Annotated in this window: 20 protein-coding genes; 9 read left to right on the top strand and 11 right to left on the bottom strand. The window is 66.3% G+C overall.

Annotation, left to right across the window (positions count from 1 at the left end; translation table 11 throughout):
- Positions 1 to 86 precede the first annotated feature (86 nt).
- Positions 87 to 881 carry a hypothetical protein gene (locus ACXPWS_RS27655; RefSeq protein ID WP_458709713.1) on the top strand — a complete coding sequence of 265 codons (795 nt, stop codon included), beginning with the start codon at positions 87 to 89 and terminating at the stop codon, positions 879 to 881.
- Here the strand turns inward: ACXPWS_RS27655 and ACXPWS_RS27650 are convergent.
- The 4 genes from ACXPWS_RS27650 to ACXPWS_RS27635 all read right to left on the bottom strand — a co-directional run bounded on the left by ACXPWS_RS27650 (position 865) and on the right by ACXPWS_RS27635 (position 6,192).
- A complete protein-coding gene (locus tag ACXPWS_RS27650; protein WP_458709712.1) occupies positions 865 to 2,181 on the bottom strand; it encodes a DUF445 domain-containing protein in 1,317 nt (438 codons plus the stop codon). The two genes, ACXPWS_RS27655 and ACXPWS_RS27650, sit on opposite strands and share 17 nt — an antisense overlap.
- A 30-nt stretch (positions 2,182 to 2,211) precedes the next feature.
- Positions 2,212 to 3,018 carry an Abi-alpha family protein gene (locus ACXPWS_RS27645; protein WP_458709711.1) on the bottom strand — a complete coding sequence of 269 codons (807 nt, stop codon included), beginning with the start codon at positions 3,016 to 3,018 and terminating at the stop codon, positions 2,212 to 2,214.
- Between the two features lie 107 nt (positions 3,019 to 3,125).
- Positions 3,126 to 3,374 (bottom strand): hypothetical protein, encoded by a 249-nt coding sequence (locus ACXPWS_RS27640; RefSeq protein ID WP_458709710.1) that lies wholly within the window; start codon positions 3,372 to 3,374, stop codon positions 3,126 to 3,128.
- 196 nt (positions 3,375 to 3,570) lie between these two features.
- Complete coding sequence (locus ACXPWS_RS27635; protein ID WP_458709709.1) at positions 3,571 to 6,192, bottom strand: LuxR C-terminal-related transcriptional regulator; 2,622 nt, start codon at positions 6,190 to 6,192, stop codon at positions 3,571 to 3,573.
- 169 nt (positions 6,193 to 6,361) lie between these two features.
- Between ACXPWS_RS27635 and ACXPWS_RS27630 the strand changes: the two genes are divergently transcribed.
- Positions 6,362 to 6,808: a lipoprotein LpqH gene (locus tag ACXPWS_RS27630; RefSeq protein ID WP_458709708.1), complete on the top strand. Its 447-nt coding sequence runs from the start codon at positions 6,362 to 6,364 to the stop codon at positions 6,806 to 6,808.
- A 3-nt stretch (positions 6,809 to 6,811) separates the two neighbouring features.
- Here the strand turns inward: ACXPWS_RS27630 and ACXPWS_RS27625 are convergent, their stop codons facing one another.
- Genes ACXPWS_RS27625 through ACXPWS_RS27615 form a run of 3 tightly spaced genes read right to left on the bottom strand, consistent with a single transcriptional unit; the run spans position 6,812 to position 11,412 of the window.
- Positions 6,812 to 9,424 (bottom strand): LuxR C-terminal-related transcriptional regulator, encoded by a 2,613-nt coding sequence (locus ACXPWS_RS27625; protein WP_458709707.1) that lies wholly within the window; start codon positions 9,422 to 9,424, stop codon positions 6,812 to 6,814.
- Between the two features lie 9 nt (positions 9,425 to 9,433).
- Positions 9,434 to 9,673 carry a hypothetical protein gene (locus ACXPWS_RS27620; RefSeq protein ID WP_458709706.1) on the bottom strand — a complete coding sequence of 80 codons (240 nt, stop codon included), beginning with the start codon at positions 9,671 to 9,673 and terminating at the stop codon, positions 9,434 to 9,436.
- Positions 9,674 to 9,699: 26 nt separating this feature from the next.
- Positions 9,700 to 11,412, bottom strand: coding sequence for a PGRS repeat-containing protein (locus tag ACXPWS_RS27615; RefSeq protein WP_458709705.1), 1,713 nt, complete (start codon positions 11,410 to 11,412; stop codon positions 9,700 to 9,702).
- A gap of 230 nt (positions 11,413 to 11,642) precedes the next feature.
- On the opposite strand from ACXPWS_RS27615, the gene ACXPWS_RS27610 reads away from it, so the two are divergent.
- Positions 11,643 to 12,230, top strand: coding sequence for a DUF4232 domain-containing protein (locus ACXPWS_RS27610; protein WP_458709704.1), 588 nt, complete (start codon positions 11,643 to 11,645; stop codon positions 12,228 to 12,230).
- Positions 12,231 to 12,549: 319 nt separating this feature from the next.
- Here ACXPWS_RS27610 and ACXPWS_RS27605 read toward each other — a convergent pair whose 3' ends face one another.
- A complete protein-coding gene (locus ACXPWS_RS27605; RefSeq protein ID WP_458713717.1) occupies positions 12,550 to 13,137 on the bottom strand; it encodes a TetR/AcrR family transcriptional regulator in 588 nt (195 codons plus the stop codon).
- A gap of 87 nt (positions 13,138 to 13,224) precedes the next feature.
- On the opposite strand from ACXPWS_RS27605, the gene ACXPWS_RS27600 reads away from it, so the two are divergent.
- Both ACXPWS_RS27600 and ACXPWS_RS27595 read left to right on the top strand, forming a co-directional pair.
- The gene (locus ACXPWS_RS27600) at positions 13,225 to 13,977 is read left to right on the top strand and encodes an SDR family oxidoreductase (RefSeq protein ID WP_458709703.1); all 753 of its coding nucleotides are present in this window, start codon (positions 13,225 to 13,227) and stop codon (positions 13,975 to 13,977) included.
- Positions 13,978 to 14,182: 205 nt separating this feature from the next.
- Positions 14,183 to 14,653, top strand: a complete 471-nt coding sequence (locus ACXPWS_RS27595) for a septum formation family protein (RefSeq protein WP_458709702.1) — start codon at positions 14,183 to 14,185, stop codon at positions 14,651 to 14,653.
- 257 nt (positions 14,654 to 14,910) lie between these two features.
- On the opposite strand, the gene ACXPWS_RS27590 is transcribed toward ACXPWS_RS27595, so the two are convergent.
- The 3 genes from ACXPWS_RS27590 to ACXPWS_RS27580 form a co-directional block, all read right to left on the bottom strand.
- On the bottom strand, positions 14,911 to 15,741 hold the full coding sequence (locus ACXPWS_RS27590; protein ID WP_458709701.1) for a DUF6159 family protein: 831 nt from the start codon (positions 15,739 to 15,741) through the stop codon (positions 14,911 to 14,913).
- Between the two features lie 202 nt (positions 15,742 to 15,943).
- The gene (locus ACXPWS_RS27585; protein ID WP_458709700.1) at positions 15,944 to 17,014 is read right to left on the bottom strand and encodes a BtrH N-terminal domain-containing protein; all 1,071 of its coding nucleotides are present in this window, start codon (positions 17,012 to 17,014) and stop codon (positions 15,944 to 15,946) included.
- Positions 17,007 to 17,531 carry a PadR family transcriptional regulator gene (locus tag ACXPWS_RS27580; RefSeq protein ID WP_458709699.1) on the bottom strand — a complete coding sequence of 175 codons (525 nt, stop codon included), beginning with the start codon at positions 17,529 to 17,531 and terminating at the stop codon, positions 17,007 to 17,009. Before ACXPWS_RS27580 ends, ACXPWS_RS27585 begins: the two co-directional genes overlap by 8 nt.
- An 813-nt stretch (positions 17,532 to 18,344) precedes the next feature.
- Here ACXPWS_RS27580 and dnaK point away from each other — a divergent pair.
- Genes dnaK through ACXPWS_RS27560 form a run of 4 tightly spaced genes read left to right on the top strand, consistent with a single transcriptional unit; the run spans position 18,345 to position 22,355 of the window.
- The gene (gene dnaK / locus ACXPWS_RS27575; RefSeq protein WP_458709698.1) at positions 18,345 to 20,201 is read left to right on the top strand and encodes a molecular chaperone DnaK; all 1,857 of its coding nucleotides are present in this window, start codon (positions 18,345 to 18,347) and stop codon (positions 20,199 to 20,201) included.
- A complete protein-coding gene (gene grpE / locus ACXPWS_RS27570) occupies positions 20,198 to 20,794 on the top strand; it encodes a nucleotide exchange factor GrpE (protein ID WP_458709697.1) in 597 nt (198 codons plus the stop codon). Before dnaK ends, grpE begins: the two co-directional genes overlap by 4 nt.
- A gap of 20 nt (positions 20,795 to 20,814) precedes the next feature.
- Positions 20,815 to 21,996 carry a molecular chaperone DnaJ gene (gene dnaJ, locus ACXPWS_RS27565; protein ID WP_458709696.1) on the top strand — a complete coding sequence of 394 codons (1,182 nt, stop codon included), beginning with the start codon at positions 20,815 to 20,817 and terminating at the stop codon, positions 21,994 to 21,996.
- Complete coding sequence (locus tag ACXPWS_RS27560; RefSeq protein ID WP_458709695.1) at positions 21,993 to 22,355, top strand: heat shock protein transcriptional repressor HspR; 363 nt, start codon at positions 21,993 to 21,995, stop codon at positions 22,353 to 22,355. Before dnaJ ends, ACXPWS_RS27560 begins: the two co-directional genes overlap by 4 nt.
- Positions 22,356 to 22,395: the final 40 nt, after the last annotated feature.

Here is a 22,395-nt window from a genome sequence, read left to right as displayed (position 1 = left end):
GAGGCTACCGGCTGCACGGTCGCTGCTTTGGGAACGTTTGGTCGCGTCTCGGTAACTTCACAGTGTGCCGACCTAGGGTCGGCGGGATGTTCGGCAGACATGGCCTCCGGTTACTCGATCAGTTCCTGGACTCCCCGTTCTCCGGTCTGGCGCCCTGGGTGTGGATGGCCATGCTGGCCGGGCCCGGCCGGTTCGAGATGGCGGTCGCCGGCGCACTGGTGGTGTCGCTGCTGGTGCTCGCGCTGTGCTGGCGACGGGCAATTCCGGTACACGTGATCGAGTTCCTCGGCGTCTCCTATTTCGTGGCGCTGGCGGTCATCGGCCTGCACGCTTCCAGCGCGACGAAGGCCTGGCTGGAACTGTGGTCCGGCGATATCACCAATGCGCTGCTGGCCTGCTACGCCGCCGTGACGCTGGTGATCGGGCAGCCGTACACGATGGCCTACGCGCGCCACAAGGTGCCGCCGCAGCTTTGGGGCACAACACTTTTCGTGCGGACCAACATGGTGGTGACGGGTGTGTGGGCCGCCGCGTTCGGCTTTGCCGCGATCAGCGGCTTCATCGGCGACGCGCTGGTCCATGACACCGACAACTTCTGGACCGGCTGGGTTCTGCAGCTGGCTGCCCTGTGGTTCGCGGTGGCGTTCACCGAGTTCTTTCCCGAGCATGCGCGGGCCAGGGCGCGCGGCGACGCCGACATCCCGTCCTGGGTGCGGGTCATCGAGTGGGTGCCGACGTTCGTGATCGGCACCGGGGTGGCCGGTTGGCTGCTGCACGCGGTCCCCGACACGGGCTGCCTGGCGCTGGTCATCGTCGGGGCGGCGGGCGTCGCCCTGATTCACCGGCGACCGAAAGTTGCCGTTCCTACTGATGCAGGATGACGCGCGTCAGCTCCGACATCGCGACATGCGGCGGTTCATTGCCGAAGTTCTCGATGAGCTGCACCTGGATCTCGCCGACGATGCCACCGAGGACCGCGCCGACGGCGATCATGGTCGGCTCGTCGTCCTTGAACACCGGGCGCAGGATGGATTCGTACTCCTCGTTGGAGAGCTGGCCCATCTTGTCGATGATGGTGCCCTCCAGGTCCATGGCGCCGACCGCGTAATCCTGGGCGTGCTGCAGCGTGTCGGGCAGCCGCTCCAACACCATCTCCACCAGCGTGTTCTTCACCGCGTTGTAGCGCTGGGTGCCCACCGCGAACTTCACCAGCGGGGTGGCGATCCCGGTCTGGGCGTCGATGGCCGCGTCGACCTCCTTGGCGATCAACGAGAACACCTTGTCCGAACCCGGGCCGCGGAGCACGCCGTCGAACAGGATCTCCGGGGAGAACAGATCCTCTGACAGGATCCGGGCGTAATCCCGGGTGACGGTGTCGCGCTGCGCGTGCAGCAATCCCTGGAACGGGATGAAGCCCAGGATCTTGGTCGGCTTGACCGGCCTGAACAACATGTTCAGGGCGATGTAGTCGCTGATGAACCCGACGCCGAAGCCGAAAGCGGGCATGATCCACGGGTTTTGGAACAGCGCCCAGGCCACCATCTGTACCAGGCCGATGATGAGCCCGAAGTAGATGCCGCTGCGCCGCACGAACGCCATGGCATCGTCGCCGAGTCCGCGCATGAGTTTGTTGAGCTTGTCCTTGTTTTTCACCAGGGTCGTGATGGCCAGGTACTGCACATCGATATAGCGCGGCAGGTCGGCGCGCATCTCGTTGAGCATGTTCTCCACGACCTGGGGGATCGTGGTGTTGATGCGGGACTGGATCGCCTTGCGGCCCGCTTCGGGCAGTGAATCCCAGAGCCCGGGCCGGATCTGTTCGGCGATGTCGCGGGAGATTTCGTCGGCGGCCTGGATCAGCGGTTCGCGCAGCGCCTCGAAAGCCTCCTGGGCGTCGACCTTTGCGAGCATCTCCTCGGGTTTGAGGAGATTCTGGGTGAGCAGCTCGATGGTCTTGGAGCCGACCTTGCCGGCCCGGCGCGGCACGATCCCTTGCCAGCCGAACGGTCCGATGCCCTTGAATTCCTGGGGCCGGTACAGCATTTCCAGCGCGACGATCTTGGTGCTCCAGCCGACGAACGCGGCCACGAACGGCATGGACAGATAGATCAGCCAGTTGACACTGAAATCGGCCTTGATCTCCTGCCAGGTCTGGATTGCGAGAATCGTCTCGCTATTCATATGCGCGATCCGCCTTCGGCTTCTCGCTTGTCACGGACCGTCCTGTTGCATTGCTGCCTCCCACAACCCGCGTCCCAGTGCCGACAGGCTCAGGGTCTGCTTCTCCACCCGTGCGACCAGCGGCCCGCGGGACGCGCTCTTCACGGCCCGCAAGACCATGGGCTCGGCCATGAGTATTTCGTAATCGGCCTTCTTGGCCGGATCCTCCGGACCGATCTCAACCAGACCAAGTGATAGCAGATGGCCGACGTACTGCGGGACCATATTGGGCAAAGCCACATTGGCCGTGCGGCCGATCAAGCAGGCGTTCTCCAGCACCGGCTGCCCCGTGTTGCGGGATCGGGAGTAGACCTGCACCAGCGGGGAGGAAGTGCCGTCCGACAAGGCGCCGACGATGCGTGCCTCGTCGGCCACCAGCTGATCCAGTAGGCGGTGGAACAGTTCCACCTGACTGCCTGCGGTGCTCTGGTCCAGCGCGCGGTCGAGCAGTTTGCCCATCTTGGCGTTCAGGGATTCCGGTGCATCGGCGTTGGCCGACGGCACGGTTCGGGGCGCGGCCTCCAGTTGCTCCAGGCGGTTCTTCACCATGGTGGCCAGCTGCTCCTCGCCCCAGGTGGCGAGTTTGAACCCGACCTTGGCCGCGTCCAGGGCGCGGTCGGCGATGCCGAACGGATCGAATCGCTTCGGCACGATCGGACGGCGGCGCGGGGTGCGCAGGATGACGGCGAGATCACCGACCGGGGTGGCCAGCTTGAAGGCGCGGCGCTCGTGCCCGTCCCGGTTCTGCGGTTCGTCGTCGGTGACGTCCGGTTGATGTTTCGAGATGTCCTGCGCCATCGAACTCCCCAGGTGGGCCCGGTCAGCCGTGGTCGACCCTGACCGACGGTTGGTGATTACGGGCACGGTACCCGGTGGAACCGGGCGACGGACCGACCGGGCTTTGGCTATTGCGGCGGCAGCAGCGGTGGGCGGCACACGTTGCCCACCGGATCCCACCACCAGCCGTTGTCGCACGCCAGCGGCACGGTGGCGATCGCGGGGCGGCAGGTGCTGGCCACCGGGTCCCACCAGCCGTTCTCACAGTTGGGGATCGGCTCGGCGAAACCGACCGCCGGGGTCACCGCGGCGGTGAAGGCAAGCGGGGCGAACGCGGCGGTGACAATGACGGCGGCGCGGCGCACTGACGTGTGCATGGTTCCTCCCAAAGCCGTTCGGGCATCGCAAGGCTCACTGTACGACCGGGTTCCCGATGACATCAGCTCTTCGCGGCCGTTCACCCCGAGGCGCTGGACATCAGCTACGCACCGGGCTCCGTCGCCCCACCGTTGCGGCTGCCGCCCCGCCGGGCGGCCGGCTCGCCGTGTGCTGGACGCGGCTGCCTCAGGTACCTCACCCGCTGACAAGGCTCCCGGAGTCATTGTGCAGGAGTGCGATGAGCTGATCGCGGCTGTTGACGCCGACACGTTGGCAGGCCCGAAAAAGGTGGCCTTCCACCGAACGCCTCGACATGCCCAGCCGGTCGGCGATCTGCTTGTTGGTGAACCCCTGTGCGGCAAGGGCGATGATCTCGCGCTGGCGGGCGGTGACAGGCAGTCGGAGCGTGTCGGCGCGCAAGGCGGGCGTGTCGGCGCCGCAGGCGGCGGCCAGGCGTTGCGCAGTGGCCGACGCGGTCAGCGCGGAGCCGCGTTTCCCGGCTCGCCGGTAGGCGTCATTGCCCTGCGCGGCGGCGTCCGCGGCGGCGACCAGGTCGCCGAACTGTTGGTAGCGTGCGGCGGCGGCGAGCAGCCCGTCACCGTCGTCGGCGGCCAGTGCGACGGCGTGGGCCGCGGCCACCGGTGCGCGGGGGCCTTCGACGACGCCGGCGAGTTCGGTGAGCCGGACCGCGGTGGTGCGGTCTCCGAACTGGGTGGCCGTTTGGAGGAGCAGGACTTCCCATGCGGGTCTGCCGAGTTCAGCTTCCTGAGCGGCCGCGGTCGACAGGATCTCGACGGCTTCGGATACCGCGCCTTCGGCGGCGCACACCCAGGCATGGGTGAGCGACCGTTCGACGTGCCACCCGCGTGCCTCAGGGTCGGCGTCCCATCGTTGGATGGGGGCGAACTCTCGGTGGGCGTCCGAGGCCAGGCCGGCCATGGCGAGGGCGTCGGCCAACCAGAGCCGTGCGAATCGTTTGCGCATTCGTCCGCCATGGTCGGCGCCGGCGTCCACCAGTGACTCCCGGCACGCTCGCTGCGCGTTGGCCAACTCGCCACGGCAGATCGCCGATAGTCCGCCGACGAAGGCACGCCACGATTCGGCAACCTGCCAGGACCCCTCGAAAGGGATGTCGAGGGTGTCGCTGCGGATGCGGGTGATCGTCGCGTCGAGCTGTGCCAGTGCGCCGGCCGGCCGGCCGGCGTAGGCGTGCAGAAAGGACAGCGGAACCCGGAGGTGGGACACCTCGGGGTGCGCCTGGGCCAGCGCATAGCCGGCTTCGGCCGCAGCTTCGACCTCGGCGATGCGGCCCAGTCCGGTGAGGCCGCTGATCAAGGCGAAGGTGGACAACATGTAGGCCAGGTGATGGTCGGGCGTGCCGTTCACCACGGCATGTGCCCGTTCGACGGCATCCTCGGCATGGCCCCGCACCGCGGCGATCAACGCCCGTACGGCGCACGCGAGTGGAGCCGTGTTCTCGTCGGTGGACCCGACGTCGTCGAGCACGCGTTCGGCAGCACCCGGCCGGCCCAGGACGGATGCGAAGTTCAGTGCCCGCAGCATCGAGATCTGGACGCGCAGTGGGCTGTTCGGGTCGGACGCCAGCTCGGCGAGGACCCGCTCGGCGTCTTCGCCGCGCTCCTGCCAGGTCAGGGCCATCACCCGGGCGAGTTGGGCTTCGATGCCGCTGCCCGCGGCGACGGCATGCTGGGCGAGGGTGTCGGCGATTTGCAGGGCGAGCAATCGGATGGCGGCCCAGGTGGCGGCGCTCAGCAGGGCCGGATCGGGCGGCAGGTCGGAATCGATGGCCAGGACGGCCCGCCGGACCAGGTCACGGGGGTCGGCCGAATTCTTCCCGGCCAGCTCGGTGGCGATGGCGCCGCGCAGCCGACGCATCCGCAGCGAACCGGTGCGGCGCACCTCGCCGAACATGGGGTGGGCCAGCCGGACCGAACCGCCGTCGATGTGTACCAATCCGAGACTCTCGGCCTCGGCGAGTGCGCCGGGTTCGGTGACTCTCGCCAGTACGTCGGCGCTCAGTGGTTCGGCGACGACAAGGGCGTCGAGGACAGTGCGCACATTTTGGGGGGAGCGGGCAATGCCGGCCTCGACGAGCTCGGTCAGGGAGGCCGACAGTTGTGGACGCCCATCCCACAGCCACACCCCGGACTGCCGGGTGATCCGGCCCGCGCGGACCTCGCTGTCGATCAGATGCCGCAGATACAGCACATTGCCCTGGGTGTACTGCCACAACTGTTGGGCGCAGCGGGAATGTACCGGCCCGTCGAGGGCATGTTCGACCAGTTCGGCGAGAACATCTGCTGGAAGTGGTTGCAGTTCAAGGAGTGTCAGTAGCCCATCGGTCCAGATTGCGGTGATCGCATCAGGTGCCGGCTCGCCGGAACGGATGGTGAGGATGACGGTGGCCAACCCGCGGCTGACCAACTGGTGCACGGCGAACGCCGAAAGGTCGTCGAGCAGATGGGCGTCGTCGACACCGAGGATCACCTCGCCGTCGCCGATCAGGGTGCTGATCACCTCACGGACCCGGTGCAGCGGGTCGGGTCCGAAATCGCTGGCGATATCGGCGAACGCGCCGAGCGGCACGCTGCGGGCCGATGCAGTCCCGGCGATCCACCGGCAGGTGACCGGGGGCCGACTTAGTGCGGTGATCGCTTCGCGGGCCAGGTAGGTCTTGCCCACACCGGTAGTACCGGACAGCACGATGCCACGGGAACGCCGGCCGTCGCCGCGAACGGTGTCGATGATCGTCCGCAGTTCGGCTGACCGCCCGAGCAGTGGCCACTCCAGGATCACGACATGAGTGTGGCAGCAAGACGCACAGAATGTTCACGGAAATATCACAGCTTCACCGCGCATTGTCGAGTGCTACTAACCAATTGGGGTAGGCGTGTACTCCACCAGGCTGATCCGGCGCTGCCGATACTGAGCGGCGAGAGCAACGCCAACGGTGGAAGGGAATGACATGGACATTCGGGTAACGGCGGTCGGTGTGGCGGTAGTGGTGGTGGCCGGTCTGTCCGGGTGTTCATCGCAGGACAAGACGCCCAAGGAAGTGCCCGCGTCGAGCGGGGCCGCCGCATCGAGTGACACCAGGGTCACCATCGACGGGACGGACCAGAAGGTCGAGGGCACCGCCGTGTGCAGTGCGATGGGCGGCACCACGAACATCGCGATCGGTGGCGCCGCCACCGGGATCGCCGCGGTGCTCGGCGCCGGCGACTCCGTGACATCGGTGGGTTTGGGCAATGTCAACGGTGTCACCCTGGCGGTCGCCCCGGGCGTCGGTGAGGCCAAAGCTGTGAAGGACGGTAAGACTTACACCATCTCGGGCACCGCGACCGGTGTGGATATGGCCAACCCGATGCAGCCCGTCAACAAGCCCTTTGAGATCAGGGTGACGTGCCCGTAGCTGTCAGGTATCGGACAGCAGGGCGACGAGTGCGTCGCGGCTGTTGACGCCGACCCGCTGACAGGCCCGGAACAGATGCCCCTGCACGGAGCGCACCGACATGATGAGGTGGTCCGCTATTTGTTTGTTGGACAGTCCTTGTGCGGCGAGGGCGATGATCTCCCGCTGCCGAGCGGTAAGCGGTGAGGGCAGCACGCCGTTCGCGCGCAGGGCCGGGGTTTCGGCGCCACCGCATGCGGTCGCCAGACGCTCCGCGGTGGCCGAAGCGGTCTGCGCGGCCCCGCGCCGGCCCGCGCCCAGATAAGCGCGGGCGGCCTGGGCGGCGGCGTCGGCGGCGGCGATCCGGTCGCCGAAAGCCTCGTAGAGGTGGGCGGCGTCGAGCAGGCCGTCACCGTCGTCGGTGGACAACGCCGTCGCGTGGACAGCGGCCGCCGCCGCGCGGGGACCCTCCACGACGTCGGCGAGTTCGACGAGCCGGGCTGCGGTGGTGCCATCGCCGAACTGGGTGGCGACCTGCAAGAACAGCACCTCCCATCCAGGCCGGCCCCGCGTCTGCGCGGCGGCCTCGTGCAATATTGAAATTGCCTGTGGCACATGATCTTCTGAGGTATGCACCCACGCCTGGGCGATGGTGCGCTCTGGATCCCTGGCACACGCGTCGGGGTCGGCCGACCACCACGGAGTGGCCTCGAACTCGCGTCGGGCGTCGGCCGCGCGGCCCGACATGCCGGCCACCGTGGCCAACCACAGTCGCGTGAAGGACCGGCGCGTGCTCACACTGTCGGGTGTCACGAAATCGGCAAGGGACTCCCGGCACAATCGTTGCGCGTCACCGAGCGCGCCCCGGTTCACCGCGGACAGGCCCGCGACGAAGGCATGCCAAGATTCGGCCACCTGCCATGACCCTTCGATCGGCACATCGATGGTGTCGCGGCGGATGCGGGTGATGAGGGTGTCTGCCTGGGCCAACGCGCCCGCGAGGCGGCACATATAGGCGTGCAAGAACGTCAATGGCAGACGTAGATGGGACACTTCGGCCGCCGTGTCCGCCAGCGCGTACCCCACGTCGGCGATGGTGTGCACCTCTGAGATCCGGCCCAACTCGCCCAGCCCACTGACCAGCACCCAGATGGACAGCATCCGCGCAATCGCATCGGCGGCCGGGTCCTTGATGACGCTGCGGGCCAACGTGACTGCGGTATCGGCGTGTCCGCGATTCACTTCGATCGACGCCCGCAGCGCCAGGGCCGTTGCATCCACGATGGGATCACCCGGGATCACCTGTTTGTCGAGTTCGGCTTCGGCGCAGGAGAGTTGGCCGACGATCACCGCAAAGTTCAAGGCGCGCAGCAGTGCGATCTGAACCCGCAGCGGTCCGTCGGTTTCGTCGGCGAGTTCGGCGAAGACGGCCTCGGCCTGTGGGCCCCGTTCCTGCCAGATCAGCGCCATGGCGTGGGCGATCTTCGCCTCGAGTCCGCCGCCGGCGGCGACGGCGCGTTCGGCCAGGGACTCCGCCAGACGCATATCGGTGAGCTGGATGGCCGCCGACGTCGCCGCGTTGAGCAGCGCCGGGTCCGGTGGCAGATCGGATTCGAGGACGAGCATCACCCGGCGCACTGCATCCCGTGGATCCGTGCTCGGGTGGCGGGCCAACTCGGTGGCGATGCGCCCGTGCAGGCGCCGCATCCGTGGTGAGTCGGTGCGGCGGACTTCGCCGAGCATCGGATGTGCCAGCCGCACGGCTGGGGCGTCGATGCGCACCAGCCCAAGGGATTCGGCCTCGGCGATCGCCTCGGTGTCGGTCAGCTCGGTGAGGATGTCGATATCCAACGGTTCGGTGACCGCCAGGGCATCCAGGACATCCCGGACCGGTAGCGGGACCTGGCCAATCCGTGTCTCCAGCACCTGGGCCAGGGTCGGGGACAGCCGTGGTTGGCCGTCCCACATCCACACGCCGGAATGCCGGGTGATGCGGCCCGCGTCGACCTCACTGTCGATCAGGTGACGTAGGTGCAGGACGTTGCCCTGGGTGTACTGCCACAACCGGTGTGCGCACAGCGAATGCACCGGGCCTTCCAGCACATGCTCCACCAGGGCCGCGATCTCTTCGGCCGACAGTGGTTGCAGCTCAAGGCGTTCCAGATATTGATCCTTCCAGATCGCGGTAATTGCATCGGGCACCGGTTCGCCCGAGCGGATGGTCAGGATGACAGTCGCCAGCTGCCGGGTGACCAACTGGTGCACGGTGAATGCCGACAGGTCGTCGAGCAGGTGGGCGTCGTCGACGCCGATCACCACGTGGTCGGGGTCCGCGCCGCCGATGAGCCCGTCGATCACCTCGCGGATCCGGCGCAGCGGATCGGGGCCGAAATCCCCGGCGATGTCGGCAAACGCCCCGAGTGGGACGCTGCGCGCCGAGGCGGTCCCGAAGATCCAGCACCGACGGGCACCGGGTGGGCCGCTGCCGGCCGCGGCCTCCCGGGCGATCCGGGTCTTGCCCACTCCGGCGGGCCCCGAAATCACGATGCCGCGAGATCGGATGGAATCGCGCTGCGTGGCGTCGGCAACGATGCGCAACTCTTCTGCCCGGCCCAGTAGCGGCCACTCGTGGTTCACCGGCAGAGTTTAGCGATCCACAGCCGAATCTTGCTGCGGTGCGCCGAAATTTCGCTCGTCCCGTAGTTCGGCGTCCTCAGCCGCGGCCAGCTTCGCCTCGGCAATCGTCATCAGTATGGTAAGTGCGGCGACGTCGACACCGATGCACTGGGCGATCAGGGCATCGTCGATACCGGCGTCACGCAACCTCAGGGCGATGCTGTACGGCAGTGGGATGCGCGCCAGCGACGCAGCGTGCGGACCGTCCACCGACTCTCCTTGTGCTGACTGGTGATTCAGCCGTCCGCGCCGTCGGGGCCGGTGCCGCCCGGTGTGTTGGATGCGCCGCCGGTGGCCGCGCCGCCCCCGCCGCCGGTACCGCCCGGGCTGCTCGTGCCGCCGGTTCCGCCAGTGCCCCCGGTGCCGCCCGTTGCGCCGCCAGTGATCGCCGGTATGGAAGTCCCCGGAGGTCCCTGGATGGCGTTCACCGTCGCGGTCCCGCCGCTCCCGCCATGCCCGCCGGCGCCGGTACCGGTGGTGGCAGTGCCACCGCTCCCGCCATGGCCACCGTCCCCACCCGTTGCGTTCTTGTGAAAGCTGGTCGCCGGTCCGCCGTCTCCGCCGTCCCCGCCGGGGCCCGAATGCCCGGAACTGCCGCCTGATCCGCCGCTGCCGCCGGTGGCATCGCCTCTGGTCCCGAAGGCGTACTCGGTGGCGATGACGTTGCCGGTGGAGTTCGACGTGGTGACTGTTACGGAGCCGTCTGTCGTCGCCAGCGCGTCGCCGCCGTCACCTCCGTTGCCGCCGCCCGCGGTCCAGGTGTTAGTGGGGCCCGGCGACGCGTTTCCGCCGGCGCCGCCGGCACCCGCGATGGCGTTGGCGTTGTTGCCTATCACGTCGCCGCCGTCGCCGCCGTCACCGCCTTGGTAGTCGCCGTTGCCGCCGTCGCCGCCCTTGCCGCCAGTGGCATCGCCGGCCGCAAGTGTGGTGGTGGTGATAGTCACGTCACGGTTGGTGGTGATCGCGGTGACGACGCCGAGGAGATGGCCGGGTCCTGGATCGGGCGAATACACCTCGGCAATCCCGCCGTCTCCACCGTCGCCGCCGACGGAATGACTGGTGCCGCCGTTGCCGCCGTCGCCTGCGGTAGCGAAACCGCCTCCGGCGCCGGCGCGGCCGCCGTCGCCGCCCTGGCCGGCAGCGCCGTTGGTGGTGGCGCCGCCGGTACCGCCGTCGCCGGCGACAGCGTTGCCGGCCTGCATGGTCTGCACACCGGTCTGGGGATCGGTGGTGATGACGCCCTGACCGGTCGCGTCGCCGCCGTCTCCGCCGTCGCCGCCGTTGGATTTCCCGATACCGAAGGCGTGACGCCCGAGCCCACCTTGGCCGCCCTGGCCGCCGGTGGCGGTGGCGCCGAAAGTGGATGCGTCGCCACCGTCACCGCCGTCTCCACCGGAGCCGAAGACGCTGCCGCCATTGCCTCCTCGCCCACCGTCCGTCGCGGTGGCTTTGCCCGACGAGAGGATGGCGGAGTATCCGTCGCCGCCGCGACCGCCGTAGCCGATGAGCCCGGCGTTGCCACCGGCGCCACCGGGTAATCCGGCGGTGTTCGAATTCCAGCCATCGCCACCGTTACCGGCGAGCAGGCCGCCGTGGTAACCGTCGGGGTGGAAGATGGTGCCGTCCATCCCGTTGCCCACGAACAGGTTCAGCAGCGGGATTCTCCCGGCGAGATCCAGTGCCGAATTGTTAAGCAGAGGGTTGGCCGATGCGGTGAGTCGCGCGGCCAGTTGCGCTGTCGGGCCGTCTCCCAGACCCATCACCGGCATCGCCGTAGCACACGGTGACACCAAAAACTCTGCACTGCAGAGTGATTGGGCTTGCGGTTGGGCGACGGCAGTGGGTGCGGCGAACAGTGCCGCAGCCGGGGCCGCTGCCAGCAGGCCTGCCCCGGCGAAAAGCGCGACGCTGCACGCTGTGGTGTGGCGCGTCTTGTGGTGCCGGGCCATGGCGTCCTCCGTGACGTGGTGGTGTTCTCCTCTTGAGTGTGGGTATCACCGGCCGCAGCTTCTGGGGTAGCGACGTACCCCAAAAGCTTTGATCGTCTAATATTCCCGCCCGGTGTGTGCGCATCGGGCAGGCCTGCACGTGGTCGGCTGCGGGTTTCGACGCGGCCCTATTGGCGATGGAATCTGCACATTGGGATCGGTAGCGGGGTTGTCGCCCTGATCATTGGGCCATGAATACGACCAAGGCGGCGCCCGCGTTGCTCTCGATCCTGGCGGCCGGTCTGATGGTGGCATGCTCGGCAGAACAATCCACCCCGGACGCCGTGACGGTGACAGTCACGACGTCGGCGACGCCGGCACCGTCCTCCCCGGCACAGGCCCCGTCCCCGGTCACGGTGACCGCGGCCCCGTCCACGCCGCCGGTGGACGCGCCGCCGGGACCGTGCACCGACGCCGACCTCACGGTGTCGCACAAGGACCTGGAAAACCAGGGCTCGGAGTACCGGCTGGTGCTGCTGTTCACCAACACGTCGGCGCGTCCGTGCACGCTGTCCGGATATCCCGGTGCCGACATCGTCAACGAGACCGGTCCGGTGGCCCACGTCGAGCGGCGCCCGCAGAACGCGGCGCCGCACCTGATGCTGCAACCGGGCGAGGTGGCCACCGCCGACCTGCAATCCAGCGACACGCACCCGGCGAGCGGCGACAAATGCCCGCGGTGGGGCTCGGTGGTGGTGATCGCCCCGAACACCTTCGCACCCCGCGACCTGGGGGTTGGCATGCCCTTGTGCAGCCCGCTGATCAGTTCGGTGACCTGACCTGGCGGCGTGAAACCGACGAAATGGTTGCTCCACGACCGCGGTGAGCGGGCCATTTCGTCGGTTTCTGTAGGAAGTCGCTGATCTTGTCGGGGTGCCGTTGCTCCCACCTGAGGATTGTCAATAGCGTGCCGGTGGCCGATTCCCACTAACTTGTCGGAATCCGCAGAAGTAACGCTCCTGCTTGGGGCGTCCGGGTCGTAGCCACGACGGGTGCGATCCCGCTGCGAGGTGCGCTCTGTTCCCCTTCGACGTGCGGGGGACCATATCCGGAAGCAATTTGGGGTTCGGTGACCGGGGCGCCAGCTCGGACGGCTAGTCACACCTGATGCGAGAGTGCGGCAACCGCAATCCTCGCGATACCGTCGAGCTCGTGCCGTGACTCGCCATCACGAGCGCGGTGCGCAAGCCCGCTCAGAACTGTCATCACGTAGCTCGCGAGGGCTGCCGCGTCGGTGTTGCCGTCGAGGTATCCCCTTGATATGTCGGCTTCGATCTTCGCCCTGATCAGGTCGACATAACGTTTGCGGAGATGCGCCATCGAGGTTCGTACTTCGCCATCTGCGGTGCCCGCGTCGCCAGTGATGACCAAGCATCCCGGAGGCTCACCGCTGCGGGTGTAGCGACCTGGGGCCTCCGTCAGAATCCGCCGAAGGGCAAGCGCAGCACTGGGCTCGTCGGCCAAGGCGGCTTCGACAAAACCTCCGTACTCGCGATCGTAAACGCCGACCGCCTCATCGAAGAGTGCCCGCTTGCCGCCGAAAGCGTTGTACAAGCTCGACTGCCCAATTCCTAGCTCGTTACTGAGATCACGTACCGACGTCGCTTCGTAACCGCGACGCCAAAAGAGGCGTATCGCTCGATCCAGAAGCTCTGCACGGTCAAAAGCACGTGGTCGTCCACGCACGGGAGAAGCCACAATCTTCAATTTAGATCACTCGCTACAAATATGCTACGTTCATTTTGCTGCAGTCGCTACAGAATTGGGGTGGTCATGATGAGGCTCGATGGCAAGATCGCTCTGGTCACAGGCGCGTCCCGAGGGATCGGGCGGGCGGTGGCATTGCGCCTCTCGCATGCGGGTGCACAGGTGGCGGTGCATTACGGCGCTGATGCCGACTCCGCGCACGACGTGGTCCAGGCGATCCGGGCGCGCCATGGGGAGGCATTCGCGATTCAGTCAGACCTCGGCACTCCGGGTGCCGCCGCACAGTTGTGGTCGGCGTTCGATGAACAGGCGCGCGGAGTCGATGTCATCGTCAACAACGCCGGCACCCTCGGCACCAAGGCGGCATTCGCCGACATCGTGGAATCGGACTACGACACCGTTTTCGCCATCAACACCAAATCTCCATTCTTCATCGTCCAAGAAGGCCTACGACGAATGCACCGCAATGGCCGAATCATCAACATCTCCACCTCGCTGACACACGGAGGTCGCAATCCCGACCTGCTGGCATACGCGATGTCGAAATCCGCGATCGACGCCTTCACGGCTACGCTCGCAAAACACCTGGGCCCGCAGGGCATCACAGTCAACGCTGTCGGTCCGGGTGCCACCGCCACCGCCATGAACGCTGCCCGACTGGCCACTTCGGACGGGCGCGACGAAATCGCGGCACGCTCTCCACTTCACCGAGTTGCCGAGCCCGAGGACATTGCCGACATCGTCGGATTCCTCGCCTCCGACGACGCCCGGTGGATCACCGGACAATGGATCGACGCCACCGGAGGAGCCCTACTTTGACACCTCACAATCTTTACCACCGGGGCCCGAATCAAACCGTCATCATGGTCCCGACTGAGGTCAGTCATTCCTGGTACCGGCGATGCGCCCTGGGGCCAGACCGGTCTGGCAATGTCGTCAGCGTCGGGTTGCGCTACGGGCGTTTCTTGGTGCGAGGCGCACGTTCATAGTCAATTCGAGGGGGAAATCCATGCGACATTCGCTAGTGGCCTTTGCCGGCGTAATCGCCGCCACCTGTCTGACCAGCTGCCACAGCGTTCCGCTGCCAACACACGGTGCGGCCAGTTCAGCGCCGACGGAGTCGCCGAACGGCGATGGACGCTCGCCGGCGGCCTACTTCAAAGTCGGTGACTGCCTCAAAAACTTGCCGCAAAACGGCTCGAAAGTGACGATCGTTGACTGCGCGAATCCGCACCTCGCCGAGGTTTATGCGGTACTGCCACTGCCCGATGGCAACTTCCCAGAAGGGGTCGACGCCAACACCTCGAAGCAGAAGTGTGGCGCGGTGGCTCGCACCTTTGCCACGCCCGAAGAAGGCCTCGATCCGACCATGCGTACCGTCGTCAAATTCCCGGATGAAGCGTCCTGGGGTATCGGCGACCGGTCGATCACCTGCTTCTTGGCGTTCGACACCGCCCGAACGGGAGCATTCGGCTCCGGGCGCTGGATCAAGTAGCCGGTCTCTAGATTGAGACTTCAGGCCCGGAGACGGGACTGGCATTTGCCGACGGGCAGGACCACAAGGTGAACCGCCGCCGCCATCGTCACCGCGCTGGTCTGGTGAGAGGCCTTCTCACAAGCGGGGTTGGTTACAGGCCTTCCCCAGAGGACACCAGGGGGCAGTTGCAAGTAGCAATGCGGCGACTCGGATCCTGTCTCCCTTCGGAGAATCGATGGTTTCGTCCGCGATGATCGTTCGACGCCGCCCGCTCGTTATTGCTTGCGCTCAAACGCCCCCCTGACGGCCGTGGCATCGAAGGCGTACGGGGCCTGGCCGGTCACGAGGTACAGATATACCGCGACCCGGACGATCACGTTCAGAGCGCTGATGATGCTGCTTGCCAGGACCGTCGACGCGACGCCGACGATGGTCACCGCGAACCAGAACACGGAAAATCCCTGGGTGGTCACAAAGACGTATCCGACACCGCCCATGACAGCCAGGCTCGTTGTCACCAGATCGTCCAGGTGGATGCCCGCCGGGGTCACGTCCTTGCCCCAGGTCGTCTCCACCAGCTGAGTTGAGCGCTTCTGCGCACTCCTCGGCCCGATGTGTTCGAAGGTGACCAGCGGGACGACGAAGAACGCGGCGACGTCCCACGTTGCGCCGGTGATCCGCTCCTCAAGCTCGCGTCCCAGCACGCTGGACCGCGCCGTGGTCAGAAAGACACCGACGGTGCCCCTGATGACCGTCCACCCCAGGACTGAACCGATCAGCCGGATCGCCGTCACCACACCTTCGACGACGGTGACGTCCTCACCGCGCAGCGACCGCGCCGCGCACGCGGCCAATGCGACATTGAAGAAGGTTCCGATGAACAGCGTGAGAAACAACATCAACGCGGTGGCTACCCAAAACACCGTACTGTCCGGGTCGATGACCCCGCACACACCGGTGCTCATCGCAACGGCCGTCCACAACGCAACCAGTGCCCCCAGAGAACTGAATGCGGACAACCCCGACAGGATGGCCAACGACCTGTGCTCGCGCACCACCGCCCAACTCTGCTTCCTCAACGCCCAGCCGCGCGATATCGCGCTCACGGATATCTCCAATCAAGGTTCGCCCCGGATCGGCTGTCGATCCGAGGTCGGGTGGACCACTGAGCAGTCAACCTGAACTTCTTCGTCACGGCCTGGTCCCGAATCAAACGGTCATCCTGGTCCTGCCTGAAGTTGACATTCCCAAGGGCCGAACATCGAGGCCGTTCTCGGTGGTGCACGTCGTTGCTGCGTGCGGAGGGAACTAAGGGCAGCGCCCGGGCGCGAGCTTCGACATCGAGCGAAGCGCAGTCATCGCTGTGGTTTCCAGCGTTGCGATGTATTCCAGGAGTTCGCTCGCGTCCGCGAGATGTTTCGAATCGCCTGTGACACCTGCAGTTTCGATGAGCTTGGCCGCCCTGGTCCACAGGACCGCCGATTCGGCGAAGCCGTCTATACCTTGTTGCAAGATGTCCGCCCCTGGCATGTCTCGAAGTAGGTGTTGGCATTCGGTCAAGAAGTCGCGGTAGAGGTTGCGGAACAGCGCTCCTCCGGTGCCTGCTCGTTCCATGAGTGTTGCGATCACCGGCAGACTTTCGCTGGGGTTTTCGACTCGGTCGAACCAAGACTGAATTCGCGTGGCCGCCGTGCCGATGCCGCGGCTCCCCAAGCTGGAGATCGGGGGCGTCAGGAATGCCTCTGCGCACGCCGATATCGCGGGGACGATTGCAGGGAGGACATACTCGCAGGGATCGGTGTCCGATGCCAGCAGCTCGACCGTGAAGGATCGGTGCCTGGCAGACATTGGACCACGCGCAGCTCGCGCTCTGGCCAGGCTATCCAGGCTCGTGGTCACGGCCCCGCCTTGCTGGGCAGTGTCGACGAGATAAGCCCGCTCAGTGTCATATCCGTACATCGCGACAACGTGACCCGCGAAGTGCTCGCGTGATCCGAAGTATTCCAGCTCGTGACTGTCGAGCTGCAGTCCTACGGGATTTCCTTGGTCGATCGAGGCACGAACCTGGTCCCAGGCCTTTCGCGGGGAAGTGGTCTCCTGCACGCGAAGTGTCAGTCCCAGTCGCGTGGCCAGGTTCTGAGTGAGGGCAAAGGGTTTCACCCTGCCGCCCAGGAAGGGCAATTCTTGCTGCTTGGAGTCCCAGTAGATGAAGGACAGTCCTGCTCCCAGCCCGAACAGCATCGGTTCGGACAGCTCGAGCCCGGCATGTTTCGCGAGCACGCCGAGCGCAGTCGTCTCGCAGTGCGAGCCGCCTGTCGGCGAGACACCGTGAATGATCGTCTTGTCGGGATGCTTGTCGAGCTTGGAACTGTCACTCATGTTGTACCTGGACTCGGTTGGCAAGCCACGACCTTTCTGCTTCCAGGAGGTTGAGGGAGTAGGAAAAGACCTCATGCGCAGGGCGTGGGAGGGGAGCTTGCGCTGCCTTGGCCTTCGCTGCGGCTACGATTCGCGTCTCGACCTGGGTCAGCCGACTGCGCAGCGCCTCGCTGTAGTCGGGCTCTGCTATCAGCGGTAGGTTGGCCAGCCCGACGAGGATCGGATGCGGGACTGCTCGCAGATCGGCGATGAATTCAAGGGCTTGAGCTGCCGCAACTTGCCGTCCTTGCGTAGTGGCGTGAAGCACTCGTCGGGACTTCGCCCCAGAGGGATGGCCGTGGTCGGAAATGAGGCCACGGTCTTCTAGCTTGGTCAATACGTAGTAGATCGACGAGAACCCGATGTCCGTCCACCGCCTGATACCGCGTTCCTCGATCACCTGTTCCAAGTCGTAGCCGTGGCGGGGGTGTTCAACGATCAGGCCCAGCACCGTCAGTTCGGCAGGAGTCAACTTCACTGGAGTATTCTAGCGCTAGAATAATTGCCCACAACGGCTACTGAGCTTCGTTGTCCGGCGGTGGATTCGGATCGATCTGATGCGTGGGGCCCGGGGCGCGAAGGGTCATCGATCGTGCCGGGGCTTCAGTGAAGCCTCCGATGCGCAAGCAATGCACTTGTGTGAGTCCCGTGCGGCGTGGAGGGGTCCATAACCGCGTCGTGGTTGTGGCTCGCAGCGATCGCGAATCGACCGATCACGGACCAACCGGTTCCGTCGAGGTGGTCTTCGGACTTGGCCGGGTGTGGCAGCGCTCAGCGCGTGGCCCCCGGCTAGAGCTGTAAGGGTGTCGTCGCGTTTCTGCGCATTCGCGTGCCGATGGGAAACGCGTATGGCGTCAGGACGTGAGTCGGCCCCGCGCCGGCGTTGCTGGAGCGTTCGAGGTAGGCACGGGGCTCGCGGCTTGGTAGCACTGCCACTGCCGTCCGGCGGCGTCGACCGTTGTCGTTGCCGCCTCGTTTCCGGCGCGCTGTGTCCCGAATTGGCTTTGCATGATCATCGCGGTGGCGCAGTCGGAGCCGTAGGCCCACGCGGCCAGGCTTCGGTTGCTGCACCCTTGGCGGATGTCACAACCCGGCGGTGCCTCAGGCCGACACGTTGATGACTTTTCGACACGCTCGGTCCGCGGGAACAATTCTGGCGGGCAGCCCGTTGATCCATTCGACAACTTGAGTGACACAGACTCAACTCTGGCTTGACAGGCAGCCGCCGAAGAGTGCAGGCTTGAGCGAGGTTCACTCAGATCCTTACAAAGCTAATCAGGAGGCAGTAACTATGGCTCGTGCGGTCGGTATCGACCTCGGGACCACCAACTCCGTCGTCGCAGTGCTGGAGGGTGGCGACCCCGTCGTCGTCGCCAACTCCGAGGGCTCCCGCACCACGCCGTCGGTCGTCGCGTTCGCGCGCAACGGCGAGGTGCTGGTCGGTCAGCCCGCCAAGAACCAGGCAGTGACCAACGTCGACCGGACCATCCGTTCGGTCAAGCGTGAAATCGGCACCGATTGGTCCGTGGAGATCGACGGAAAGAACTACACGCCGCAGGAGATCAGCGCCCGCATCCTGCAGAAGCTCAAGCGTGACGCGGAGGCCTACCTCGGCGAGGACATCGCCGACGCCGTCATCACGGTGCCCGCGTACTTCAACGACGCCCAGCGCCAAGCCACCAAGGAAGCCGGCCAGATCGCCGGCCTCAACGTGCTGCGCATCGTCAACGAGCCCACCGCGGCCGCGCTGGCCTACGGCCTGGACAAGGGCGAGAAGGAACAGACCATCCTGGTCTTCGACCTCGGTGGCGGCACGTTCGACGTCTCGCTGCTGGAGATCGGCGACGGCGTCGTCGAGGTGCGCGCCACCTCCGGTGACAACCACCTCGGTGGCGACGACTGGGACGACCGGATCGTGGACTGGCTGGTGGAGAAGTTCAAGTCCACCTCCGGTATCGACCTGACCAAGGACAAGATGGCGATGCAGCGGCTGCGTGAAGCCGCCGAGAAGGCCAAGATCGAACTGAGCTCCTCGCAGAGCACCTCGATCAACCTGCCCTACATCACCGTCGACGCCGACAAGAACCCGCTGTTCCTCGACGAGCAGCTGACCCGGGCCGAATTCCAGCGCATCACCCAGGATCTGCTGGACCGCACCCGGGCGCCGTTCCAGCACGTGATCAAGGACGCCGGCATCTCCGTCGGCGAGATCGACCACGTGGTGCTCGTCGGTGGCTCGACGCGTATGCCCGCGGTCACCGACCTGGTCAAGGAACTCACCGGCGGCAAGGAGCCCAACAAGGGCGTCAACCCCGATGAGGTCGTCGCGGCCGGTGCCGCGTTGCAGGCCGGTGTGCTCAAGGGTGAGGTGAAAGACGTTCTGCTGCTTGACGTCACCCCGCTGTCCCTGGGTATCGAGACCAAGGGTGGCGTGATGACCAAGCTCATCGAGCGCAACACCACCATCCCCACCAAGCGCAGCGAGACCTTCACCACGGCCGATGACAATCAGCCTTCGGTGCAGATCCAGGTGTTCCAGGGTGAGCGCGAGATCGCCTCGCACAACAAGCTGCTGGGCTCCTTCGAACTGACCGGCATCCCGCCGGCCCCCCGCGGCGTGCCGCAGATCGAGGTCACCTTCGACATCGACGCCAACGGCATCGTGCACGTCACGGCCAAGGACAAGGGCACCGGCAAGGAGAACACGATCAAGATCCAGGAGGGCTCCGGCCTGTCCAAGGAGGAGATCGACCGGATGATCAAGGATGCCGAGGCGCACGCCGACGAGGATCGTCAGCGCCGCGAGGAGGCCGACGTCCGCAACCAGGCCGAATCGCTGGTCTACCAGACGGAGAAGTTCGTCAAGGAGCAGCGTGAAGCCGAAGGTGGATCCAAGGTTCCCGAGGAGACGCTGACCAAGGTCGACAGCGCGATCGCCGAGGCCAAGACGGCCCTGGCCGGTACCGATATCGCCGCCATCAAGACGGCGATGGAGAAGTTGGGCACCGAGAGCCAGGCGCTGGGCCAGGCCATCTACGAGGCCACCCAGGCTGAGCAGACCGGTGGCGAGTCCGGCGGTTCGGCCGCCGACGACAACGTGGTGGACGCCGAGGTAGTCGACGAGGATGACAACCGGGAGACCAAGTGAGTCAAGACGATTCGCACGAGCCGGTGACCATCACCGACAAACGGCGCGTCGATCCGGTCACCGGTGAAGTTCGTGAGCAGGAGCCGTCCTCCCCAGCCGAAGCTGGGGAGGCGGCCCCCGCCGAGGCCGCGCCGAGCGATGAGAAGGTCGCCGAGCTGACCGCCGATCTCCAGCGGGTGCAGGCGGAATTCGCCAATTACCGCAAGCGCGCCCTACGGGATCAGCAGATCACCGCCGAGCGCGCCAAGGTCGGCGTCATCACCCAGTTGCTGGGGGTGCTCGACGACTTGGAGCGGGCCCGCAGCCATGGTGACCTGGATTCCGGACCGCTCAAGGCCGTCGCCGAGAAATTGGTGAGCACCCTTGAGGGGCTTGGGCTTTCGGCTTTCGGTGCCGAGGGCGATCAGTTCGACCCGTCACTGCACGAGGCCGTGCAGCACGAGGGGGACGGATCCAACCCGGTGCTCGGCACCGTCATGCGCCAGGGCTACAAGGTCGGTGACCAGGTGGTGCGCCACGCCATGGTCGGTGTGGTCGACACGGTGGCGAATGCAGCGCCAAACACCGAACAACCCGCAGAATCAGAGAACTAGGCACCGTAAGGAGGTGACGCATGGCCCAGCGTGAATGGGTCGAGAAGGACTTCTACAAGGAGCTCGGCGTCTCCTCCGACGCCACCAAGGACGAGATCAAGCGCGCCGCGCGCAAGATCCTGGCCGAGAACCATCCCGACCGCAATCCCGGTAACACCGCGGCCGAGGACCGCTACAAGGCGGCGTCCGAGGCCAAGGAAGTACTCACCGACGACGCCAAGCGCAAGGAGTACGACGAGACCCGTCGGCTGTTCGCCAGCGGCGGGTTCGGGCGCCGGGGTGCCGCCAGTACGGGTTCATACGGTGGATTCGGTGGCGAAGGCGCGGACTTCAACCTCGGTGATCTGTTCGACCAGGCCGGCCAGGCCGGTGGGGCCAACATCGGTGACCTCTTCGGCGGCCTGTTCGGCAGGGGCGCGCAGCAGCCCAGGCCGAGCCGGCCCCGGCGCGGCAACGATCTGGAGACCGAGACCGAGCTGTCGTTCATGGAGGCCACCAGGGGTGTGGCGATGCCGTTGCGGCTCACCAGCCCGGCCCCGTGCACGAATTGCCATGGCAGCGGGGCACGTCCGGGCACCAGCCCGAAGGTGTGCGCGAACTGCAACGGCGCCGGTGTGGTCAACCGCAACCAGGGCGCGTTCGGATTTTCCGAGCCGTGCACCGAATGCCGCGGCAGTGGGTCGATCATCGAGCACCCCTGTGAGGAGTGCAAGGGCACCGGGGTGACCACCCGAACCCGCACCATCAACGTCCGGATCCCGCCGGGCGTCGAGGACGGACAGCGTATCCGGCTGGCCGGCCAGGGTGAGGCGGGCCTGCGCGGCGCGCCGTCGGGCGACCTGTACGTCACCGTGCATGTCCGGCCGGACAAGGTGTTCGGCCGCGACGGCGACGACTTGACCGTCACCGTCCCGGTGAGCTTCCACGAGTTGGCTCTGGGCACCACGCTTTCCATTCCGACCCTGGAGGGGAAGGTGGGCGTGCGGGTGCCCAAGGGCACCTCGGACGGCAGGATCCTGCGGGTGCGTGGACGCGGCGTGCCCAAGCGCTCCGGCGGCCATGGTGATCTGCTGGTGACCGTCAAGGTCGCGGTGCCGCCGAGCCTGGAAGGCGAAGCCGCCGAGGCGCTGGAGGTCTACGCCAAGGCCGAACGCGCCAGCGGCTTCGACCCGCGGGCGGGATGGGCGGGCAGCCTGTCATGAGTAAGCAGAGTGACGCCCGGACATTCCTCATCTCGGTGGCCGCCGAGCTGGCCGGTATGCACGCGCAGACCTTGCGCACCTACGACAGGCTCGGCCTGGTCCGCCCGGAGCGGACGTCCGGGGGTGGCCGTCGCTACTCGCAGCATGATGTGGATCTGCTGCGCGAAGTTCAGCGGCTGTCCCAGGACGAAGGCGTCAACTTGGCCGGGATCAAGCGGATCATCGAGCTGACCAACCAGGTCGAGGCGTTGCAGGCCCGGATCGTCGAACTGTCCGCCGAGCTGGAACGGGTGCGTAAACCCAGCACGGCGGTGGTGCTGTGGCAGCCCGCAGCGGGCCGCCGGCGACATCAGGCCTGAGGGCAGGATTTGGTTGGGTTACCCCAACAAATGGACTAAC

Source organism: Mycobacterium sp. BMJ-28 (genome assembly GCF_054404835.1).
Note: the sequence above shows the minus strand (reverse complement) of the source record. Positions and strands in the feature narration are given on the sequence as shown.